The sequence below is a fragment of the Streptococcus halitosis genome (assembly GCF_003143695.2).
Taxonomy (GTDB): Bacteria; Bacillota; Bacilli; order Lactobacillales; family Streptococcaceae; genus Streptococcus; species Streptococcus halitosis.
This window is the reverse complement of record NZ_QEMY02000003.1, coordinates 33,635-54,819: the sequence shown is the minus strand read 5'-3', so window position 1 is coordinate 54,819 and position 21,185 is coordinate 33,635. Positions and strand designations below refer to the sequence as shown.

22 protein-coding genes and 1 pseudogene are annotated in these 21,185 nt (G+C 30.9%); 17 read left to right on the top strand and 6 right to left on the bottom strand.

The features are described 5' to 3' along the window. The first annotated feature begins 12 nt into the window (after positions 1–12). Positions 13–297 carry a DUF5962 family protein gene (locus tag DB729_RS07565; protein WP_000969636.1) on the top strand — a complete coding sequence of 95 codons (285 nt, stop codon included), beginning with the start codon at positions 13–15 and terminating at the stop codon, positions 295–297. 13 nt (positions 298–310) lie between these two features. Next, complete coding sequence (locus tag DB729_RS07560) at positions 311–607, top strand: DUF5966 family protein (protein WP_000998893.1); 297 nt, start codon at positions 311–313, stop codon at positions 605–607. Positions 608–620: 13 nt separating this feature from the next. Here the strand turns inward: DB729_RS07560 and DB729_RS07555 are convergent, their stop codons facing one another. Next, positions 621–818 (bottom strand): hypothetical protein, encoded by a 198-nt coding sequence (locus tag DB729_RS07555; RefSeq protein WP_001842085.1) that lies wholly within the window; start codon positions 816–818, stop codon positions 621–623. A gap of 159 nt (positions 819–977) precedes the next feature. Here DB729_RS07555 and DB729_RS07550 point away from each other — a divergent pair, with 159 nt between their 5' ends. The 7 genes from DB729_RS07550 to pezT all read left to right on the top strand — a co-directional run bounded on the left by DB729_RS07550 (position 978) and on the right by pezT (position 5,002). Beyond that, the gene (locus DB729_RS07550) at positions 978–1,619 is read left to right on the top strand and encodes a hypothetical protein (RefSeq protein ID WP_000933088.1); all 642 of its coding nucleotides are present in this window, start codon (positions 978–980) and stop codon (positions 1,617–1,619) included. A 9-nt stretch (positions 1,620–1,628) separates the two neighbouring features. Continuing rightward, entirely contained in the window at positions 1,629–2,714 is a 1,086-nt protein-coding gene (locus tag DB729_RS07545; protein ID WP_109289492.1) for a toprim domain-containing protein, read from the top strand. Positions 2,715–2,764: 50 nt separating this feature from the next. Beyond that, on the top strand, positions 2,765–2,998 hold the full coding sequence (locus tag DB729_RS07540) for a DUF5965 family protein (protein WP_000152419.1): 234 nt from the start codon (positions 2,765–2,767) through the stop codon (positions 2,996–2,998). Beyond that, complete coding sequence (locus DB729_RS07535; RefSeq protein ID WP_109289493.1) at positions 2,995–3,378, top strand: DUF5945 family protein; 384 nt, start codon at positions 2,995–2,997, stop codon at positions 3,376–3,378. The genes DB729_RS07540 and DB729_RS07535 overlap by 4 nt, the downstream gene beginning before the upstream one ends. A 37-nt stretch (positions 3,379–3,415) precedes the next feature. Next, positions 3,416–3,688: a hypothetical protein gene (locus DB729_RS07530; RefSeq protein WP_109289494.1), complete on the top strand. Its 273-nt coding sequence runs from the start codon at positions 3,416–3,418 to the stop codon at positions 3,686–3,688. A gap of 67 nt (positions 3,689–3,755) precedes the next feature. After that, positions 3,756–4,232, top strand: a complete 477-nt coding sequence (gene pezA / locus DB729_RS07525; RefSeq protein WP_000579611.1) for a type II toxin-antitoxin system antitoxin PezA — start codon at positions 3,756–3,758, stop codon at positions 4,230–4,232. Beyond that, the gene (pezT, locus tag DB729_RS07520; RefSeq protein ID WP_109289495.1) at positions 4,232–5,002 is read left to right on the top strand and encodes a type II toxin-antitoxin system toxin PezT; all 771 of its coding nucleotides are present in this window, start codon (positions 4,232–4,234) and stop codon (positions 5,000–5,002) included. Before pezA ends, pezT begins: the two co-directional genes overlap by 1 nt. Before the next feature lie 326 nt (positions 5,003–5,328). On the opposite strand, the gene DB729_RS09570 is transcribed toward pezT, so the two are convergent. Further along, positions 5,329–5,523, bottom strand: coding sequence for an Rgg family transcriptional regulator (locus DB729_RS09570; protein ID WP_096406730.1), 195 nt, complete (start codon positions 5,521–5,523; stop codon positions 5,329–5,331). A 104-nt stretch (positions 5,524–5,627) separates the two neighbouring features. Beyond that, positions 5,628–6,470 carry a helix-turn-helix domain-containing protein gene (locus tag DB729_RS07515; protein WP_109289496.1) on the bottom strand — a complete coding sequence of 281 codons (843 nt, stop codon included), beginning with the start codon at positions 6,468–6,470 and terminating at the stop codon, positions 5,628–5,630. Positions 6,471–6,860: 390 nt separating this feature from the next. Here DB729_RS07515 and DB729_RS07510 point away from each other — a divergent pair, with 390 nt between their 5' ends. From DB729_RS07510 to DB729_RS07490, 5 genes are all read left to right on the top strand, one after another. Continuing rightward, positions 6,861–8,072 carry an MFS transporter gene (locus DB729_RS07510; RefSeq protein WP_109289497.1) on the top strand — a complete coding sequence of 404 codons (1,212 nt, stop codon included), beginning with the start codon at positions 6,861–6,863 and terminating at the stop codon, positions 8,070–8,072. A gap of 167 nt (positions 8,073–8,239) precedes the next feature. Next, the gene (locus tag DB729_RS07505) at positions 8,240–8,878 is read left to right on the top strand and encodes a hypothetical protein (protein WP_109289498.1); all 639 of its coding nucleotides are present in this window, start codon (positions 8,240–8,242) and stop codon (positions 8,876–8,878) included. Continuing rightward, a complete protein-coding gene (locus DB729_RS07500) occupies positions 8,860–10,197 on the top strand; it encodes a YcaO-like family protein (protein ID WP_109289499.1) in 1,338 nt (445 codons plus the stop codon). The genes DB729_RS07505 and DB729_RS07500 overlap by 19 nt, the downstream gene beginning before the upstream one ends. Before the next feature lie 23 nt (positions 10,198–10,220). After that, positions 10,221–11,024, top strand: coding sequence for a class I SAM-dependent methyltransferase (locus DB729_RS07495; RefSeq protein ID WP_165442248.1), 804 nt, complete (start codon positions 10,221–10,223; stop codon positions 11,022–11,024). Positions 11,025–11,061: 37 nt separating this feature from the next. Next, complete coding sequence (locus DB729_RS07490) at positions 11,062–11,892, top strand: hypothetical protein (protein WP_109289501.1); 831 nt, start codon at positions 11,062–11,064, stop codon at positions 11,890–11,892. A 182-nt stretch (positions 11,893–12,074) separates the two neighbouring features. On the opposite strand, the pseudogene DB729_RS07485 reads toward DB729_RS07490, so the two are convergent. Beyond that, positions 12,075–13,088: pseudogene (locus tag DB729_RS07485) on the bottom strand (IS630 family transposase). 247 nt (positions 13,089–13,335) lie between these two features. Next, a complete protein-coding gene (locus DB729_RS07480) occupies positions 13,336–14,232 on the bottom strand; it encodes a tyrosine-type recombinase/integrase (RefSeq protein WP_109289502.1) in 897 nt (298 codons plus the stop codon). Positions 14,233–14,322: 90 nt separating this feature from the next. Between DB729_RS07480 and DB729_RS07475 the strand changes: the two genes are divergently transcribed. Further along, positions 14,323–15,036, top strand: a complete 714-nt coding sequence (locus tag DB729_RS07475; RefSeq protein WP_109289503.1) for a toll/interleukin-1 receptor domain-containing protein — start codon at positions 14,323–14,325, stop codon at positions 15,034–15,036. A 127-nt stretch (positions 15,037–15,163) separates the two neighbouring features. On the opposite strand, the gene DB729_RS07470 is transcribed toward DB729_RS07475, so the two are convergent. Next, positions 15,164–16,612 (bottom strand): SIR2 family protein, encoded by a 1,449-nt coding sequence (locus tag DB729_RS07470; protein WP_109289504.1) that lies wholly within the window; start codon positions 16,610–16,612, stop codon positions 15,164–15,166. Positions 16,613–17,255: 643 nt separating this feature from the next. Between DB729_RS07470 and DB729_RS07465 the strand changes: the two genes are divergently transcribed. Both DB729_RS07465 and DB729_RS07460 read left to right on the top strand, forming a co-directional pair. Further along, entirely contained in the window at positions 17,256–19,355 is a 2,100-nt protein-coding gene (locus DB729_RS07465) for an ATP-dependent nuclease (RefSeq protein WP_109289505.1), read from the top strand. Further along, the gene (locus DB729_RS07460; RefSeq protein WP_109289506.1) at positions 19,342–21,159 is read left to right on the top strand and encodes a UvrD-helicase domain-containing protein; all 1,818 of its coding nucleotides are present in this window, start codon (positions 19,342–19,344) and stop codon (positions 21,157–21,159) included. Before DB729_RS07465 ends, DB729_RS07460 begins: the two co-directional genes overlap by 14 nt. Positions 21,160–21,185: the final 26 nt, after the last annotated feature.

The window sequence follows — 21,185 nt, the reverse complement described above, 5'->3', positions numbered from 1 at the left end:
GAGGTAACGATTATGATGGAAGATACCTATTATCAATTAGAAGAGGCTTTGGTACAGGGATTTCAAACGCCTGAAGAATACCAAGCCTACAAGGAGCTAAAGGAACATTATGAGGAAGTGACAGGCGATTACAGCTTTTCTATACGAGAACTTACTAGTCAATTGGAAATCTCTCTTCAGAATCATCGAGGTGTGGACTTTGAAGAACATGAAAAAGAGGAGTATTTGGACTTAGTTCAAAAATTAGAAGAGTTTGATTCCTCTCTTGCCACCCATTACCGTCAGTTGATTGATTAGGAAGGAGAAAGTCATGAATGATTTACTCCTTATCCCAGTAATTTTTTTAGCAGTAGGAGGAATTCTCATTCTTTTATGGAGACTCTTTCTTATTGCCAGTGGACTTTTCCTTATTGGTTTTATCAGTTTTCTTATTTTCGTGGAGGTCTATGGAATTTATTTGTTCTTTACTGAACCGACTTTATACTTTGATGATATCAGACAACATGGTTTAACTAGTTTTACGGCTGTGTACCTTTTCATCAATCTGATGTTGGTTCTAGGATTCAGTTGGCGTTTCATAAACTCCAAAACTAAGGAAAGTATGTAAACTTGTTAGATGGTTAAAAAACTTTATCTGAATCTAAATTAGGATAAGGTTTTTTATTAGCCTTGATTCTTTCATATACTTCATAGCTAAATTGGAGCAGTAATTTATGAAAATCATTATCCTCACTGTTATTACTTGTATTTATGGCTTGTTTATGTCGTTCAATATGAGAAAGAGCTCTTCTCAAATTTTCTTCTTTTAAATTTTTCATAGTTACATTATAAGCTGAAGACAGATAGTTTTGATATTTTTCTCTGAACTGTACGATTTTGCGCCTGAAATGTAGGAATCACCTTTTATTATGGTGTGATAAAACTTACAAGTCCTTTTTGTTATTCTTGACCTAGTTTTTATAGAAAGAAGGTCTAAGATGTTAAATAAAGTCAAAACTAAAGCCTTAATTAGTGTCGGAGCAGTGGCTGCAACTAGCTTTATTCTCATGATGGGATATACTGTGGGTCAACATTCTACTGCTAAACAAAGTCGCAAAGAAATCGAATTGGCTGCAGCTAAACTTGTAGAGGACAAACAAGCAGAAGATAAAGCCAGCATTTTGTCATCGGATACTGTAAAAGAATTTTTGACTCAGTACTATACGAAAGACAAGCTCGGAGAAAATAATACACGTATTCAACCTTATATGACTGAATCGGCTTATTCTCAAGAATTGTCAAGTCAAAATGATGCCATGAACCAAGTGTATAAGGATTATATTTTGGATTATCATTTTGAAAAAGCAGATATCTTTGTCAATCAGACTACGAATCAAGCCATTGCCATGGTCTCTTATAATGTAACCTATGTATCTGATTTAAAGAATGCCAACCAATCAAAGACTAATCAGACAGAAACCAGAACGGTTAAGTTGTCCTACTCTAAACTTCCTGGTAAGTTATTGGTCAACCAAGTACAGGTTTGGAAATCGGGGTTAGATGATTTGGATAAGGCCACTCCCAAAGCTTTGGAAGAATCCTCATCTGTTCCATCACTGCCAAATACTACGACAAAATGATGATGTTTTATGAATATAGAGGAATGTAAGCAAATTTCAATTCTTGATGTAACCAATCGTTTAGGTATCTCCTTTAAACAAGTTTCGAGCAGTGTCTATGAACATCCTGAACACGATTCATTTCGGATTTTTTCAACTACTAATACTTTTAAATGGTTTTCAAGAGATATTCAAGGTGATGTCATTGATTTTGTTCGACTTGTTAAGGGAATTCCCTTTAAAGATGCTTTAGCTTTTCTTTCTGAAGAACCTTTTCAAAAAGAAGCTGTTCAAGAAAATAGAGATAGACCATTTTATTATCCTTTAAAGAGAATAGAAGATTCTAACTGTAGTCTGGCCAGATATTATTTAATAGAATGTAGAGGAATCTCAGAAGAAATCGTACAAAAGATGATTCAACAAGGTTTGCTAGCACAAGCCAGTTGGAAAACAAATGAAACTGTTGAACCTGTTATTGTTTTTAAAAGTTTTGATCATCGTCACAAACTGCAGGCAGCAAGCCTACAAGGGATTTATAAGAATCCCGCTCTTTCTAGAGAGAGGTTAAAAACGATTCTAAAAGGAAGCCATGGACATATTGGAATATCCTTTGACATTGGTAAACCAAATAGACTGGTCTTTTGTGAATCGTTCATCGACTTGATGAGCTATTACGAACTGCATCAACAAAATCTATCTGATGTTCGTTTGGTATCTATGGAAGGATTAAAAAGGTCTGTTGTTGCTTATCAAACTTTACGACTGATAGCTGAAGAAAATCAGAAGTTGGAATTTTTAGATACAGTAATACCTTCAAAGTTATTGCCTTTGATCAATACCATTCGTGATACCACCAGCTATTTTGATAATCATCCTGATTTATTGACACTTGCGGTAGATTGTGATGATGCAGGTAAAGATTTTTCTGATAAGTTATCTCAATCAGGATTTCCTGTTTTACTGGATTTGCCTGATAATGAATCTGGGAAAGAAAAAATAGACTGGAATGATGTCCTTAGAGAAAAGAAATCAGATTTACAATTTATGCTTGAGACTGTAAAAGAGACATTTGGAAATCCACCAGTAAGACAAACCTCTCAATTTTTAGAATTGTGATAACAAAATCAAGATGTTTTAGATAATATTAGAATGAAGGAGGATCGTATATGACCATTATTGAACGCTTAGAAGAAAAGGTCACTAGGCAAGAAAGCAAGGTAGCAAGAGAGACAGAAAAACTCGCTGCTTACAAAGAACAACTGGAGACAGCGATGTTTGCGACGTTCAAAAGGCGTCAAAGCATTAGTCACATGAGTTTTGAAGAAGCTCTTGACCATGCATTTGGCAAAGAAAGACAATTCGATGATTCTGAATTTAGAAAGGATGAAATGAGTGAATGACAAAAGATTGGAATTTTAATCAACCATTAGAAAGTAAATCAGAAAATCAAGAAGATCCAGATAAAATTGCGGCCTTATTTGGAAATCATCAAGGGGGTAATGATGTAAATTATGAAGCAGCTTTTCAAAAGCGTAAACAAGCACCTGTGACGGAATCAAATTCTAGTTCTAAACCCAAAGTTACAGAGGTTAGAACAGGAAAAGAGACAGATATCACTACAAGTTATCAGCAACATCTTAAAAGACTTATTGCAGATAACAATAGCGATATTCAAAGTAGTCAAAAGAAAATTGAAGATTTACATACGTTGATTGACACAAAGAATAAAGAAAATAAGAAATTGCAGTCCATTTATGATGCGATTTCGGAATTACACTAAGCAGTCCTGATAGGCTGCTTTTTTTGAGAGGTTATAGATGTTTACAACATTTTTTAAGAAAAACCAAGACAATGGTGATATATTTAAGAAACTAATTCATCGACTATCTGATATGTCTGCCCAAGATCTTGAAAAAATAGATCGATTGCTAGATATCATTTTCACTCCAGATCAAGAATCAGAACAACTAAAAACAGAATCAACTTACAGAGAAGAAACTTTGGACGACACATTAAAGGAAGCTAAGAATCAACTTCATAAGGAACAATTGGAGAAGAATTTAGAGAGATTTAGGAAAAATAGTCAATAACGCACCAAAATTGGTGCGTTATGCTTTTTTATGCTATAATTGAATTATAAAAATAAAGGAGAGAGCCATGATTGGAAAGAACATAAAATCCTTACGTAAAACACATGACTTAACACAACCCGAATTTGCACGAATTATAGGAATTTCTCGAAATAGCTTGAGTCGTTATGAAAATGGAACTAGTTCAGTCTCTACGGAACTAATAGACATCATCTGCCAGAAGTTTAATGTATCTTATGTCGATATTGTAGGAGAAGATAAAATGCTCAATCCTGTTGAAGATTATGAATTGACTTTAAAAATTGAAATTGTGAAAGAAAGAGGTGCTCATCTATTATCTCGACTCTATCGTTATCAAGATAGTCAGGGAATTAGCATTGATGATGAATCTAATCCTTGGATTTTAATGAGTGACGATCTATCTGACTTGATTCATACGAATATCTATTTAGTAGAAACTTTTGATGAAATAGAGAGATATAGTGGCTATTTGGATGGAATTGAACGTATGTTAGAGATATCTGAAAAACGGATGGCAGCCTAATGGAAATCCAAGATTATACCGATAGTGAATTCAAACATGCTTTAGAGCGAAACCTTCGCTCACTGAAAAGAGGAAAAAAGTCCAGTAAGCAACCTATAGCGATTTTGCTTGGAGGGCAAAGTGGTGCCGGTAAGACTACAATTCATCGTATTAAACAGAAAGAATTTCAAGGAAATATTGTTATCATAGATGGTGATAGTTTTCGTTCTCAGCATCCACACTATTTAGAACTGCAGCGAGAATATGGCAAAGATAGCGTTGAATACACCAAAGATTTTGCGGGAAAAATGGTAGAGTCTTTAGTAAGAGAATTGAGTCATTTGGGATACAATCTTTTGATAGAGGGAACTCTACGAACAGTTGATGTTCCAAAGAAAACGGCACAACTCTTGAAAAATAAGGTATATGAAGTACAATTAGCCTTGATTGCGACAAAGCCTAAGCTGTCCTATCTGAGCACTCTTATCCGATACGAAGAACTGTACGCTATCAATCCAAATCAAGCACGCGCAACTCCAAAAGAACATCATGATTTCATTGTATATCATCTAGTTGATAATACACGACAATTGGAAGAATTGGCTATCTTTGAAAGAATTCAAATTTATCAACGAGATAGAAGTTGTGTATATGATTCAGGAGAAGATAAAATTTCAGCAGCAAAAGTGCTACAAGAATACCTCTTCGGAAAATGGAGCAAGGTAGAGGAAGAGATGTTGAAGGTGGGAGAAGAAAGATTGGAAGATTTAACTAATCGAAATGATTGTTAGAACACAAATTTTAAAGTAAAGTCTACTGATAACTTTTGTTCATTTTTAAGGTGGTCGAAAAGTCTTTAGAATCAAAAAAGAAAAGGCGCTAGGACTGAGGAAACAGTTTTAACGCCAATCTTAAAAAAGTATAGCACAGGAAGTGATTTTTTGTGCTTTTTTACTGTCTTTTTTCAAATAAATAAAGCTGTTCAAGCCAATTTCTTCATAGGAGTTTAATTTTATTAGCTAAAAGTTATTTAATTTCAGTCATTATATTGATTTTTATCTACACTTAATAACAAACAATTAATAGTGAGTTGAGTAACTAATCTTTTATTTATTTCTTAAGTGATGAATAGATATAATCGCTCGGCCATTTCTTTTATTAATAGGAAAAATAAAGTGTACTTAGTAGTTATAGCATAATTTTTAAGTAGTATGAGTTTATAATAGCTTCCATTTTTGACTTTGAACAGATAATCCGTTAATTGAAGTATTTCATTATCTGTAAGTTGTATGCTGCTATCTAGTGTATCCATTTATTCTATGCATCCACTCTTAAATAAAATTTTCAAAAGTCTCAAATTTTTAAAGTTTAGTTCTTTTAATGATGAATGTTCAGTAAATATAGTACTCACTTTTATTATTTATCAATAAGTGAGGAAAGATGATCCTCGTACTGTTTTTTTATTGAACTCTCGTTTAGAATATCAAAAATCTGTAATGCATCTCTCATTTTGGATATTCCAGATTGAGCTCCTTGTGCAAATTCGAGGTATCCTTGAGCATATAAGAATACAGTTTGTTCATAATAATTGAGTTCGTTATCTAGTAATCTAGATATTTCTTTGATTAAAAATCTACAATTGTTGTATTTCTTAACATCTATACTTGCAATTAAACAGTTAATAGCAAGTTGGGTTACTAATTTTTTATTTGTTTTATTTAAAGAGGAGTATATATAATTTTTCAACATTTCTTTAGTTAGTAAAAAATAAGAAGAATACTCTATGGTTCGGACACAGTTTCCTAGTAATATTATTTCGTAATAACCCCAATTTTCTATTTTGAAAAGATAATCTGTTAATTTTAATAATTCCTCGTCAGTAGGTTTATGAGAGCTATCAAGAGTATATATAATTGATTTTAACATTGTCCTATCAAAGTCTGTTAAATCGCTATTACAATATAGTGTATTCTTGAGTGATATAACACGATGTAGGGTATAATCTTCACGAATATGTTTTATAAGATTCATAAAGTTTTCACATTTTCCAAAATCGTTATTATGGATTATCAAAAATTCTTCTAATGATATATTAAGTTTATCAAGAATATTTATTAACCTAGCACAAGATATCTCAGATTCCCCTCTCTCAAATCTAGAAATTTGTGATTTTGATAAATGTTCATCAGCGACAGAACTAATGCTAATTTGTTTTCCTTTACGAATTTTTCGAAGGGTTTTTCCTAAATTGAATTTCATATATTCCCACTTTCACAACAAAAACGATAATTTCTTTTCTTTATTGTACAATATAGAAAAGAAAAAAGGAGAAATAAGATGCTGAAGATTTCAAAATTTACTAAGTATTTACTAATACCGCTTTTATTTTTGGATATCATAATTATTGTAGGTGGATAGAGTGCTTAGGTGTACACTTAAGTCTTTGGGATTCCCCAAAGACTTACTACTACTAAAAATATAAAATGCACAATTAATTTTTAAGATATCTTAATGAAGTAACACGATGTAGGAGGGGGTGATACCAATGTATTATAGATAAGACGTTGCATGTTAACTATTAATTTAAAGAGTATTTAGTAAAATATTATGATTTTTCTAAACTAAATGAATATTTGAAAAAGGATAGTTGTGAGAACAGAAATAAAAAGTAATAAACTTAGTAAGTCATTTTTAAAGTTTCTAACAGCCCAAGTATTTATTATTCTTGCTGGAATATTGTTAGATATGGTTTTAATTCTCTTTGTATATCAAATGAGTCAATCGCTATTTGATACAAGTATGATTCTAGTTGTTGGATCTATTTCACGAATATTAGGAAGTATTCTACTTTCAAATATTTTTGACAAGATTTCAGCAAAGTGGATTATGCTAGGAGCATTGATAGCCAAAGTTTTTATTATTATACTACTCATATGTACTTATAGATATATATATATTGTGTTAATATCAAAATTTTTATTGAGTTTATTAGATAGTGCTATTTCTCCTGCGCAAGGTGTATTGCTTGCAGATATAATTAAAGAGGATAGAATTCGTTTAAATGGTATTTTCTATACTGTCATTCAAGTATTTCAAACTGCTACTTGGACATTTGGAATACCTTTTGTTCTATTCCTTAATCCTTTTGCGGCATTTTGTGTGATTATTTTGATGATTACTATATCCTTGTGGCTCTTGAAGAAAATAGATACAAAAGATAGAGTGCAAACGAATTTACTCCCTTATTTTGAGAGATTGAAGCAGGGATGGTATGATTTGTTCCATATTACTGAATTGTGGAATATAACCATTATGGACACATGTGAATCAATTGCTAATGTGATTTGGACGCAAACTTTTCTATTATTTTTCACGACGAGTTTTTTGAACTTATCAGAGGAATGGTGGGGATTTCAAGGAGCTGCTTACTTTGTAGGTTCGATTGTAGGAGGAATTATAAGCATTAGATACTCTAAGTATATTTCTCAGTTTGGGGGAAAAGTTATCTTTTTTTCATCACTTGTGGTTGCTATTTTTACAGGTATATACGCTTTTAATAAAGTAGCTTTCTTGGCTCTTGTTATTAACTTTTTCATTGGAATTCCGTATCAAATTAGAGATTTGGTGCAACAATCATTAATACAAGAGAAGTCCCCTACTTATTCGATAGGACGTGTTTTTTCTCTAAGGCAATTAATATTAACGATTACTTCATCTGGCTCTTTGGCAATATTTAGCTATTTAAGTAGTCGGATTGGTATACAGGCTGTTTACCTGATTGCAACTATTATATACGCTATCGTAACTATTTGGATATTATTAAATAGAAAAATCATTAAATTTAAAATTGAGGAGCAATGAATATGAACGAATCAGAAAAAATTATTTTTGAAGAACTTGAAGAAGTTGTTATGTCCTATGTAGCAAATTGTCATCACGCTGCTGCATATTACGAAGCTGATTAGTCTAGAGGAGCAGTACTCATGTAAACTTGAGTGCTGCTTTTTGGAGTGGAAAGGAGGACTAAAGTGTATTTAAAAAGTACTGTCCATGTTTTACCTTATGATGGAAGAACGTTGATATGGGATAGAAAAACAGATAAAAAGGTTATTATTCATTTGAATTTTGAAGATTTTTATAATCAATTATGTAAAGGTATATCAGATAATTTATTTGATATATTAAAAAATAGTCAATTTATTGATCTTTCTAATTCATTTGTAACTAAAAATTTTAGCACCCCGACGTACATTTGTAAATGCAAATATTTTGATATATACTCATTAAATACATTATTAGAGAATGAAGGAAAGATTAGAATACTAAATACACTTGATAATTATATATTAATTAGTCCAGTTTTGTATTCTAAGGATGAAATAGATAATTACGTGATAAGAGTATTATCATCTTCCAAATTTTATAAATATTATATAGAAATGATGCAAAATCAACGAAAATATCCTCAGTTAATGTCGGAAACTATATTTGAATCTAGTGAATATAGAAAATTATTTATTGATTTTATTGAATTGGCTGAATCAAGAGAGACTATGGCCGGAAAGATTGATATTCGAACTGATGAGATGAGTTTTGTACAGTATACACCTCTTCCAGTTGTAAAAGAAAAAATAAAAGAGGAGTGGAAATGGCTATTTTTGATGTAGTAGATGAGGTTTTTGGTTTAGTGAAACATGTATATAAAGTGGAGAATAGGCATGGGGAACCGTCTTCCATGTTTGCGTATACATGTTTACTTAATGATGTATCAAGGTTGTTGAATTGGCCGATGGATAAAATTAGTACAGGTTATAGCTTCGATGAGGATAAGGCTATTAAGTCTGCTATAGGAGAAGGGGTTGAAAGATATTGTGGAAATTATGTTCCCGACGATTTATTGAAGGCGAGTGTAGTTGAAATGTTAGAAAGAGGTTATAATTTTTTAAATCCAAAGGAATTTTTACAATTTACCAAAGAGCAATTGGAGAAAATAAATACTTATTTCGGGGTAGATGAATCAGTTTTAGTAGAGTGGGTTCCAATGATAAACCTAGTAAAAGATGAGAACTGTTATCTACCTGCAGATGTAGTATATGTTGATTATCGTAGTTATCAAAAAAATAAAAAAGTTAAAGGGAATAGATTACCCATACTATTTTCAGGATTGTCTGCAGGTTCAACTGTTAATTATGCCATAATAAATAGTTTGTTAGAAATTATTGAAAGAGATGCGACGATGCTTTGGTGGATAGGAAGAAAGCCAGCAAAAGAGTTAATAATAGATTCCAAAGACAGATTGAGCGAGGTAATAAATGAATCGGAAACAAAAGGAATTGCTCTTAAGTTTTTACTATTATCTACTGAATTTTCAGTGTATACAGTAGCCTGTGTGTTGAACGATTATGAGAATAAATTTGTCACAGTTGGTTTTTCTTGTCATTTTAATATTAAACAGGCCAGTGAAAAGGCCTTGATGGAAGCATATCAATTACGTATGTTTAGTTTTAATTTATCCGATCCAAAAGGATTTATCTGGAAAGAAAACTACCAAGATATGTTTGGTGTCAAAGATTTTCAAAGAGATAGAAATTATACTAAAGTGTATAATAAAGACTATTCTGATATGATAAGTTTACTCCAAAATACACAATTCTTTTTGGATACGGTTGCTTATGGTGAGGTTATGAGTTTTTTTAATACAACATCTTACCAAAATATTAGTGAGTACTTAGATATAAATAGTTCTTTAACAGAAAGCGAACAACAAAAATTCTTGATTAAAGAATTTAGAGATAAAAAAATTGATGTCTTTATGGCAAATATTACAACGTCTGATATAGAAGTAGCAGGCATGAGCGTCGTTCGATGTATAGCTCCTAAAATGTTAGCTAATATGCCTACAGCTTTTCCTCTGTTAGGAAATAAGAGATTACAACAAACTTTAGGTAATAAGTTACCAAATTTATTTCCATTACCTCATAGCTAAAATGGATAAGGAGGCATTATATTTTGGATAATAGTATTACTTTTAAAGATTGGAAATACGCATTACATGACGCTAGATATGGATTCGTACAACAATTTGCACAATATCATCCACAAAATGTACTTATTTTAGCTTGTGGAGTAGGATTAGAAGCATTTATATTATCTAGTACTGTCGATTCGCCTTGCAAAATAGTTGGAATTGATATTGATAAAAAGTCAATAGCGTATGCAAAAGAAAAGTTAAATCAATTACAATATTCAAATATTACTTTCAAAGTAGAGGATATTAATCGTTTTTTTTCAACTAATACAGAGAAATTTGATGCGGTAATGATAATGTTTGCTATTCATTTTTTTGAGAGAAAAAAAATATTGGAAAATGTTTCACAAATACTGGAACCAGATGGAATTTTTGGAGTTTGTGAATGGGAACCAAATGATAGTCTATTAAATATAAAACATATAAATGAGATTATTAATAGATACGCAAGTGAGGGTAAGGTACTGGAAAAAGCCAAACAGTTCTTCAACATGAAAAATAAATATTTATATGAAAAAGATATTCAGAATAGTATTGTAGAATGTACATTGCAACGTGTTTCTCATAAATCAAAGAAATATTCTATACGCTATTCTAATTTACAATCTTATTGGAATTTTCAGAAAAATAATGAATTATTTAAACGATTAAAACAAGATATGTTACCTAACAACTATTTACAAATGATAGAAGAAATAGAGAGTTATGTAGCTTTAGCTGATGAATCAGAAGTAGTATTTATTGCAAAAGTCGGAAATTCGTTTTATAAAAATCAAATACTATAATTTATCAGAGTGAACATTGAATGGAGATTGTATAAAAATGGAATATGGAATTATGTTACCTACTTTGGATAGGAATTTTAATATAGATGATGAGCTGGATCGCCTCAATCAGCTAAAGAATATCAATGAGTTAAGGATTTGGTTTAGAGATTTACCGGCAACTCAGAAAATAGATAGCGATGAAGGCATAGCCATGGACCCCCTGTTAGCTATTCAGTATGTATTATCTAAATATGGATTTTTAAAATTAGGTATTGGAGTTCTAAATACTTCTTTTAGAAACATTATGTTAACTATTAGAGAATTAATAACTTTGGGCAACTTAGTTAATACAGAAAATTTAATTATAGGAGTTGGTAGTGGAGAGAAAGAGTTATTGTTTAAAGATTCAAATATTTCATGGAGTGAAAAGAGTTTAAACTTTGAATTTTGGTTGACTGAATATAATCATCATTTCAATAATTTGGAACAGAATGGACGTATCAATCTAAAGAATCATTACTATTCTATGGGCGCTTTAAAACAGATTCCTAGATTAGCTGTAGCTACAAAAAATATTGACATGGTTAATAAATTTGACAAATTGATTGATAGTAATATTATTTGGTTAAGTAATTTAGAGGATATTTCTAAGCTGAAACAAAAAATAAAGAACAAGAAACTAATTATGTTTTTACCTATTAGTATTAATAATGCAGTGAAGAAAATAGAAATTATTCAGTTTGAAGATAGAGATATCTTAGTTATGACAGAGGAAATTCTGAAATTGTATCTAAGAGAATTGGAAAAATTTGGAGTAAATGAGGTAATTTTTTCTATTATTCCTGGATCAAATTTAAACTTTTTGGATAATTTATATAAGTTTTAAAAATGTTATGACTAGAAAAGTAAATTTATCTAAGTATTGCTATCGGACATTTCAAATCAAGTATATATCTTGTAGAAAGTGATTCTTCATGGATAAAGTAGTTGAGAAAGTAGAGTGAGGGGGATTGCCACAGGGAACATACTAATACCAATTATTTTCAAAAAGCGTTTTAAAATCCACTGTCAGCAGACAATGGATTTTAAAACGCTTTTTTCGAGTCCTTGAATAACTTCTTGAAGTTTATCAATGACGGCTTCCAATGTTTGGAAATCTTTATTTTTAAAACCTCGTTTTCGAATTTCTTTCCAGACTTGTTCAATAGGGTTCATTTCTGGTGTATAAGGTGGGATAAAAGCCAACTCAATATTACTTGGAATCTCTAAGGTACTTGATTTATACCATATAGCATTATCCATTACAAGTAAAATATAGTCATCTGGATAAGCTTGTGATACTTGCCGTAAAAATTCATTCGTCCACTCAGTATTACATCCTCCAGCAATAAGGAAGAAGGAATCTCCTGTATGAGCATTTATCGCTCCATAACAATAGCTATATTCTCGCATATAATGACTATGAATGCTAGGTCGGACTCCTTTAGGAGCCCAACAAGAACTCATCTTACTGATTCTCACGAAACCAGCTTCATCTTGATACATCAAACGTACTTTGTTATAAGATCCCTCCTCTTTAAAGCGCTTACTTAAGGTATCGAATGTAGATTTTATTTTTAGACGTCTCAATTGTCTGAGCGTCTGCCTTCTTGGGATGTTCAGGTCGAGGAGTGACTGTTCGCTAACCATGGCGTTTCAGAAGATAATAGAAACCATCACGTGTGGAAATACGACCAATCTCTTTTTGATAGGCTTCAAATAACTGATTGACAGTTACAAATTCCCCAGCCTGAGCATCTTCTATATGGCGTTTTAGAAATGCTTTCTCTTCTTCATAAGTCATATATTCGCGATGGCGACAGCCACGGGTCTCTTGAAGAAGAGCATCCAAACCAAACTCCTTATATTTTTCAAATTCCTCCAAACAGTTGTTTTATTGAAATCTAGCAGATTCATGATTTCCTTATAACTCTTTTCTTTTGAGCGAAAATAAAACATCTGTAGTCGTTTGTGATATTTGGCGTACGATGAATCTCTTAGGAATTGTTCAATTTTTTGTATTTCCTCGTTTGTAAGTTTCATAACTACTATAATATCTTTTTTGATTTTAGGCTAGTATGAGTTTTTCCTCATCTATATTTAAGGATACTTGAAAGTTATATTTTAGAAAAACAATTATGGAGTTCTTAATACGGAATATAGTATAAATGCTGATTCAAAGTGGAGTTTTGTATGCTTTTTGCTTTTGTTGAGTATAAAATCTATTAACTAAAGTCGAACTACAAACATTAATTTAAGATGAAGTAAACTGTAACCTTCGAAATGTCTCTTACTCGATTTCAGAATGAATCACTGACATAGGATTGAAAGAACTAAGTATTTCTTTTTGTTTTGAATGAGATACGTGAGTATAGATTTGTGTGATTGATATAGAACTGTGTCCAAGAATTTGTTGAATATATCGAATATCTACATCATTATCTAGAAGCATTGTTGCAAAGCTATGTCTAAACATATGTGGTGTAATAGTTTTAGATAAGCTATTTTGTTCAACGATTCTCTTTAAAATTAAACGTACACTTTGCTCTGACAATGGTTTAGGCGAATGTTTCCCTGGGAACAAGAAATCATTGGATTCATTTCTTGTTTTATTTATATATGTTTCTAATAAATTGAATGTTTTTTGATCTCCTAAAAATAGGATACGTTCTTTCTTACCTTTTCCTATAATATGGAGTGTCTTATTGGACAGATTAATGTCTTTGAGATGAATGTGGCAAAGTTCAGAAATTCTGATGCCTGTTGAAAGTAATAGTGAAATAATTAGTAGATTTCTTTCAGCGTGTTGTTTTTGATAGTCAGTTTTAGATACAATTACTTTCCGTTCTAAGTATATAAAAATGCTTTTCAGAATATCATACGGAATTGTTTTAGGCAATACTTTTTCAGTTCTAAATTGAAAGCGCAATTGATTGAAGGGATTCTCTTCAATTATGTTCTGGTATTTTAGATAGTTATAAAACACCTTCATACAAGCAATTTTTCTTCTTAATGTATTCGTTTTTATGTTAGATCGTGTCAACTCTTCGATATAGGATTCGACATTATCATAGTCTGAGTTATAAAATTGCATAAGATCATTCTTATAAGCACGAATCGTGTGTGAACTCAAACGCTTATGAGTTTTGCAATAATCTAAGTAAGTAGAAATAAGTTTATAATCCATAAAAATCTCCTTTATCAATAATCATGCTATTATAAACCTATTTGAGTGCATTGTATAGTGATAATAAATAGTTATCGGTAGGAGAGAGATGTGAGAGAATTTCAATATTTCATGAGTTATTCAAGAGATATTTACTACGAATTTGTAAATAATCTGAATAATACGTTAAATGAAATAGGATTAAAAACCTGGATTGACAAATTTGAAATTAACATTGGAGATGAAATAATTGATAATCTATATACTGTACTCGATAAAAGTGCTGATTATTATGGAATTATTTTTATATTCGATGAAACATTCTTTAACAAAGCATGGTGTATAAAAGAGCTAGATTATGCTGTGCAGAAAAGGATTCCTTTTTTTCCAATATTGTATAAAATAAAAAAAGAAGATATTCCTAATGAATATACTTTCTTAAAAAATTATAATTTATTAACGGTATCATCGTTAAAAGAAACTGATTATATCGTAGATCGCTTTATATTGCTGCATTTGAACAATATTATTTGCAAAAATATTTCTAATTTTTCAATTGACAGTTATGTTGGTAATTTTTTATTAGAACAAATTCGACATACTACTTTAAATAGTATTGATGCTATTTTTATCCTAGATAACTTCTCTCAATATTTGAGAAAACAAAAACGGTTGGGGAATTTTAAACTATCACATGAAATCTTGTTTTGTATCGCAATAACTAGACTATTAAAAGAACGTTTATTTAGGAAAGATTTCCAAGGGGAGTACCATTTTAAAATATTGGAAATCATCCAAGAGATATATATTAAGACGTTTCTATAAATGTTCAAAATAGCCTTAGAGAACATTAAACATATAAAACTAAAAAACAGAGATTCACCGAATTGAAATTAAATGGTGAGTCTTCTGTTTTTATTAAATTAAAAAGCCTTTATATACTGATTTATTATTAAAGTTTATCCATGATGTAAGCATCTCTGATGTGCTTAATGCAATCAATAATAGTTTGAGATAAAATTTCAGGATCTTTTTCTATCAGTAGCTTATCTAGAAAAGGAGTGAGATAAGAATATTTATCAATTTCAGATAAAAGTGTTTGGTATACTTCTAAAGAGCTCCAACCAGTTGAACCTACGGGAATAATAAATCTATTTTGCTTTATAGCCCTGTCAAAATCTTCTAGTACTCCCTTGGAGTTAGATAAAGTTCCGTCATAGTATTGATTTCCAAAGACAAATATAACTATACCTGCTTCTGATATCATATTATCTTGGAATCTTTTCTTTGCCGAACTATCAATATGTTTATCGTTACCTTTAATTAATGGGAGAGTTTTAATTTTTAGATATTTCGAAATATCAAGATTTTTATCATTAATAGCGGTCATTACGCCATTAATCACCTGTGGTCCTACACCTTCTATATTACCGTTACCTACTATAATTTCATTAGCAATTAATTTATATCCTAAAAGATATAGGAACTCAGTAGCACTATCTTCATCCCATTCTCCATAATTTCTACAACTTCCAGCAATAAATACACTATTAGTTAAACATAACTTATAAGATTGATTAAATAGTTCATCAATCTCATTATAATCTTCAATCAAAATAGTATGAATACCATATCTTTTTAAATCATTTATTTCGTGCTCTTGTTTTATCTTTCCGTATTCTAATTCACTTTCAGGGTCTTGGGAATTTTCAAACATATCAATGGTCAAATTTTTCCTAAAACAATAGTGCATCCTAATATTTTCTCCTATTAATAATCTAATTTTGCTTAGAATTTGCTGAATATCTGGATCATTTAAACTATATCCTACAAATACAAATGTTTTACTAATCAGATCTCCGCGAAGTGTTTGAATAAAAAGTTTGTGACTCTTATCAAAACTCTCGTAATCATCACGAGTCAATATTGCCTCATAGGGTCTAGAAATATCTCCATGAAATTTATAGACAGTCGCATCAATATTTGGAGGGGTAATTGACAAATCATTATTATCAATCTTGATGTCTACACGTTTTCCAGCTTTCTTCAAATTATCTTCAATTAAGTGGTCATAATTAGTTGTCCAAAAAGTTTCAATAGGCATGCTCGTTAACAGTGTTAGCAAATTATTATCTTTAGAGTCTTTTGTAAATTCTTGTATTAATTTTTGTGAAATCTGATTTTTTGATTGTGCAGAATTTTTGTAATATTGTGCAACTGAAATTAAATCATACTCTTTATCAATATTTAGTCCAATCGAATCAGAAAATTGCCGTAATAATTCTTTCCAGTTTACATAACCTGAGGGAACAGAAAGTCCTGCACCAGCAAAAATTGCTGCATTATTTTCTAACATTGCCGCACTAAAATCAGAAATAAATTGTTTTTTTAGTTTTTTCATCTCTCTCCTACCGATAACTATTTATTATCACTAGTATACCATAAATTCATCTTAAGTATTTTGATTTGTATAATGATTTTTTTAGTTAAAATTAGATGATATTGGCCAACTATAAATTAAAACACTGTTTTGAAATTATATCGAATACTTTTGAGTCAATTACAAACTTACAACAACTAGAGAATTGTGTAGTTTGAAGGAAATAAGTACAAGTTTATTAGAAAAGTAGCATTTTATAGAATTATCACGAAAAATTCTAATTTTAGAATTATACTTTCTATTAATTTAGAACATGTTTTTTTATTTTTAAATGTTATAATAGTGTTATCAAGTAAAAGTAGCATACTATAATTGGTAATAATATAAAATTCTACTAAAGACACATGGCCTGACAAAAACAGATTTGCTCGAATTGTATAAATTTTATGCAATAGCCCTTAGCTGTTATAAAAACGGAACAAGTACCATTTCAACAGAATTTATAGAAGATGTGTCTATGCTTCAAAAATAGATCAAGGTTAAGCTTCTGTCACTCTTCAATGATGCCTTTTTGGGTAATAGAGTAAGGTTGAGGAAGAGATGTTGAAGGTGGAAAATAGCACTTAAAATTAAAACAGTTGAATTTAGGAAACGAGGACAAGTAATGAAGTTAACAAAAATGGTTATTAATAATTTTAGATCTTTTGGGGAGTGTCAAGAAATTAACTTTAATAATCAAACTGTACTGATAGGGAATAATAGTTCAGGAAAGACAACTGTATTACAGTCATTGAGTAAGTTGTTTTCAGATAAACAAAGTGATAGAATCATTCGAAAAAGTGATTTTCATTTACCAAAAGGGTTAAGACCTGGTGAAAACACAAGAAATCTTTTTATAGAAACTATTTTTGAGTTTGATGAACTTGCTGGAACTGTCTATGGACCAGCCATTCCAACATTTTTCGAGCACTTTACAGTTTCTCAAGATGGTGCAAAACCTTTTTTACGAATCAGATTAGAATCTTCCTGGGAAGATGATGGAACAGTTGAAGGAAGTATTGATACTCAAATTTATTATATTTCATCTGATGAAGATACTATTAGAGATGAAGACAAACATCGTGCTCCTAGAAAAGATTTGGATAAAATTAGGGTACTTTATGTACCAGCTTCAAGAACACCTGAGAAGGAGTTGGGTAATGCTTCAGGTAGTATGTTAAGTAGGTTGGTAAATAGTATAAATTGGACTAAAGATGAGATAAATGAAATTAAAGATAAAATTGATGAGTTGAATAACACATTTTTATCTGAAAATGGAGCATTAATTCAGATCAACAATGAGATTCAGAAATCATGGGAATTATATCATGAAGATAACCGTTTTTCTCAAGCAGAGTTGATTATTAATTCTTCTGAGATGGCGGCAGCACTTAGACAGATTGCCTTAAAATTTTCACCAACAACCACTGAAGAAGCATTTACAGTTTCAGATCTAGGAGATGGACTAAGATCTATTTTTTATTTTTCACTTGTTGATTCGATACTTGATATTGAGTTAGAAATTACCAAAGACCGTGAAGAGAATCCTGATAATCCAAGATTTAAGTTGGTACCTCCAATACTAACTATTTTAGCAATAGAAGAACCAGAAAATCATATTGCTCCACATCACATTGGAAAACTGATAAAAAGGTTTAAGCAATTAGGCAATAATGACAACTCTCAAGTAATTTTAACTTCACATTCTCCAGTTATTGTAAAAAGAATCGACCCAGAAGATTTGAGGTATTTAAGAATAGAAAATAATGACAGTGTTCTTCAAACCATTGTTTCTGATATACAGTTACCTCAATCGAGTGATGAGTCTTATAAATACATTAAGGGAGCAATTCAAGCCTATCCTGAACTATATTTTGCAAAATTAGTAGTATTGGGTGAAGGTGATAGTGAGGAACTGCTATTACCAAAGTTTTTTGATTTACTTGGACTGGAAATTGATAGTTCTCAGATTTCAGTAGTTCCTTTAGGAGGTAGGCATGTTAATTATTTGTGGAAATTATTGAACGCTCTCAGAATTCCTCATATTACCTTATTAGATTTCGATAACGAAAGATATGGAGGTGGCTGGGGAAGAATTCAATATGCAATAAAACAATTGATACTAAATGGGGTTGCTAAAGAAAAACTTGTTACTGTAGCAACCGAATCTCAAAAATCACGAGTTCTAGATGATGATGAGATTGATAAAATAAAGGACTGGAAGATTGATAGACCTGATAATCAGTTGCTTGAGGGGTGGATTAAAATGTTAGAAAAGTTCAATGTGTTCTTTTCTACGCCGCTTGATATTGACTTCTTAATGTTACAACATTATAGGGAATATTATCTGGATATGTTATCTTCGAAAGAAGGACCAGTCATTTCATATGCTGATTCAGGCGGGAATTGTAAAAAAGTAAAATTAACTGATTTGGATTGTATTAATAAATTGCAGTTAGAAGGTCTCGAAAAACGTATAGAAGAAGCAAAGATAGCTACTTTAAAGGATAAGAGTGGACCGGGGGATAGTTTTACTAGAGAAGAGAAAGAATTAATGATTTGGTATCAATATTTCTTTTTAGGTAGAGGAAAGCCAACAACTCATATGCAATTTTTATCATCTATTAGTGATGATGAATTAACAAGAAATCTACCCCCTGTATTTGCAAAAATAGTTAACCGTGCTGAAGAATTACTTGGAGATATTGAACATGGTGAAGAGTGAGGAGTGGCTTCCTAAAGGAGATATCATTTTAGAAGAGACTGCATTAGGAGCCGTCAAAGATGTGACTAACTGTTTAGTCATTGCTGGACCCGGTGCGGGGAAAACTGAATTACTAGCTCAAAAGTTAGACTATTTATTCTCTACAAATAAATGCGTTTCTCCGAAAAAAATTCTAGCATTAAGTTTCAAAACGGATGCTGCATCAAATTTGAAAGAAAGAGTTAAGAAACGTTATGGTGATGAGTATGCTTCTCGTTTTACCTCATTAACCTATTCGGCTTTTGAAAAGAGAATTTTAGACCAATTTAGAGATGTTCTACCTGAGGATATACGACCATTAAGAGATTATTTGATTGAAGATTGGGATACTATAAAAGAACTACTCTCTATGAATGGAATTAATGTTAATGGATGGAGAATGTCAGATATAAGAAATTTTGTCGAAAATATTATACTTAATGACGGGAATACTCACAAATTAAAAAAGGATTTACTAAATGGAACACAAGATAATAAGCCGGTTCTCTTGTATAGGCAAATAACAAAGTTGAGTACTCAAATAATAGCTACTAACGAATACATCCGTAAAGCACTTCAAATGACATACGATTTTGTATTTCTAGATGAATTTCAGGATACTACATATGCCCAGTATAATTTATTAAAAACTTGTTTTTTAGGTTCGTCTTGTAAATTAACAGCAGTTGGAGATAATAAGCAAGCCATTATGAGATGGGCAGGTGCGAATCCTGATATTTTTCCAGACTATATTCAAGACTTTAATTCAAATGAATATCAATTGTTGATGAATCACCGCTCTGTACCTAAACTTGTAGAATTTCAAAAAGAGGTTCATCAGATATTAAATAGTAATCACAGTTCTATTCAGACAAATAATTATCCAGAATTTCAAGAGGGTGAAATAACATTATTTGAATTTGAAAATGAAAGTTTAGAAGCTGAGTTAATTGCAAATGATATAGAATCAAAAATTCAAGGAGGTATACGACCATCAGAAATTTGTATCCTAGCAAAACAGAAGGTTGATGATTATAGTGCAAAATTGATAACTACATTAAGTAGTAAAGGGATTAAAGCAAGAATTGAAAATGAATATCAAGAGCTTTTAAAAGACCCTACTTGTAACCTATTATTAGATTTAATATCATGCAGTCAAGGAAAACGAGATCCTTTAATTTGGGAAAATCTTAGTAATTTTTATGGAAATATCAATGGAATAGATGAATTTACTGATGAATTAATTTTAGCAAAATCCTATAAGGAGATTGACAATATAGTTAGTGATATTACTTACCTAATTTCAAATCCTATTCCCGATGAAGACAGGATGCTAAATTTAATTAATTGTATTATCGAAAAAATAGGTGACAAAAGAATTATTTCCAACTTTCCAATGTACAATGGGAAAAATGACTTGTTTATCACCATCAATAAGTTTTCAAAACTATTATATGAAGAGTATTCTCAATCACAAGGTGCATGGATAGATATAATATCTAATTTCAAAGGCGAAAACTCAATTTCAATCATGACTATACACAAAAGTAAAGGATTAGAATATGAGGCAGTTTATTTTTTAGGGCTGGAGGATTCTGCATTCTGGAGTTTTAATGATCAACCAGAAGAAGATAAAAGTGCGTTCTTTGTCGCACTTTCAAGAGCAAAAAGTCACTTAATATTCACATACTGTAAATTGAGAAATAATAGGTCGCAAAACAATAGAAATATTAATGAAATCTATTCATTACTAATTCAATCCAGTTTAGTTGATGTTGTTAATTAATAATGATTAAGGCATAGGAATTAGTT

Bases quoted from the DNA above. Each gene is read 5' to 3' on its own strand.
- DB729_RS07565 (WP_000969636.1), top strand. From the start codon at position 13: ATGATGGAAGATACCTATTATCAATTAGAAGAGGCTTTGGTACAGGGA.
- DB729_RS07560 (WP_000998893.1), top strand. From the start codon at position 311: ATGAATGATTTACTCCTTATCCCAGTAATTTTTTTAGCAGTAGGAGGA.
- DB729_RS07555 (WP_001842085.1), bottom strand. From the start codon at position 818: ATGAAAAATTTAAAAGAAGAAAATTTGAGAAGAGCTCTTTCTCATATT.
- DB729_RS07550 (WP_000933088.1), top strand. From the start codon at position 978: ATGTTAAATAAAGTCAAAACTAAAGCCTTAATTAGTGTCGGAGCAGTG.
- DB729_RS07545 (WP_109289492.1), top strand. From the start codon at position 1,629: ATGAATATAGAGGAATGTAAGCAAATTTCAATTCTTGATGTAACCAAT.
- DB729_RS07540 (WP_000152419.1), top strand. From the start codon at position 2,765: ATGACCATTATTGAACGCTTAGAAGAAAAGGTCACTAGGCAAGAAAGC.
- DB729_RS07535 (WP_109289493.1), top strand. From the start codon at position 2,995: ATGACAAAAGATTGGAATTTTAATCAACCATTAGAAAGTAAATCAGAA.
- DB729_RS07530 (WP_109289494.1), top strand. From the start codon at position 3,416: ATGTTTACAACATTTTTTAAGAAAAACCAAGACAATGGTGATATATTT.
- pezA (WP_000579611.1), top strand. From the start codon at position 3,756: ATGATTGGAAAGAACATAAAATCCTTACGTAAAACACATGACTTAACA.
- pezT (WP_109289495.1), top strand. From the start codon at position 4,232: ATGGAAATCCAAGATTATACCGATAGTGAATTCAAACATGCTTTAGAG.
- DB729_RS09570 (WP_096406730.1), bottom strand. From the start codon at position 5,523: ATGGATACACTAGATAGCAGCATACAACTTACAGATAATGAAATACTT.
- DB729_RS07515 (WP_109289496.1), bottom strand. From the start codon at position 6,470: ATGAAATTCAATTTAGGAAAAACCCTTCGAAAAATTCGTAAAGGAAAA.
- DB729_RS07500 (WP_109289499.1), top strand. From the start codon at position 8,860: ATGGCTATTTTTGATGTAGTAGATGAGGTTTTTGGTTTAGTGAAACAT.
- DB729_RS07490 (WP_109289501.1), top strand. From the start codon at position 11,062: ATGGAATATGGAATTATGTTACCTACTTTGGATAGGAATTTTAATATA.
- DB729_RS07480 (WP_109289502.1), bottom strand. From the start codon at position 14,232: ATGGATTATAAACTTATTTCTACTTACTTAGATTATTGCAAAACTCAT.
- DB729_RS07470 (WP_109289504.1), bottom strand. From the start codon at position 16,612: ATGAAAAAACTAAAAAAACAATTTATTTCTGATTTTAGTGCGGCAATG.
- DB729_RS07465 (WP_109289505.1), top strand. From the start codon at position 17,256: ATGAAGTTAACAAAAATGGTTATTAATAATTTTAGATCTTTTGGGGAG.
- DB729_RS07460 (WP_109289506.1), top strand. From the start codon at position 19,342: ATGGTGAAGAGTGAGGAGTGGCTTCCTAAAGGAGATATCATTTTAGAA.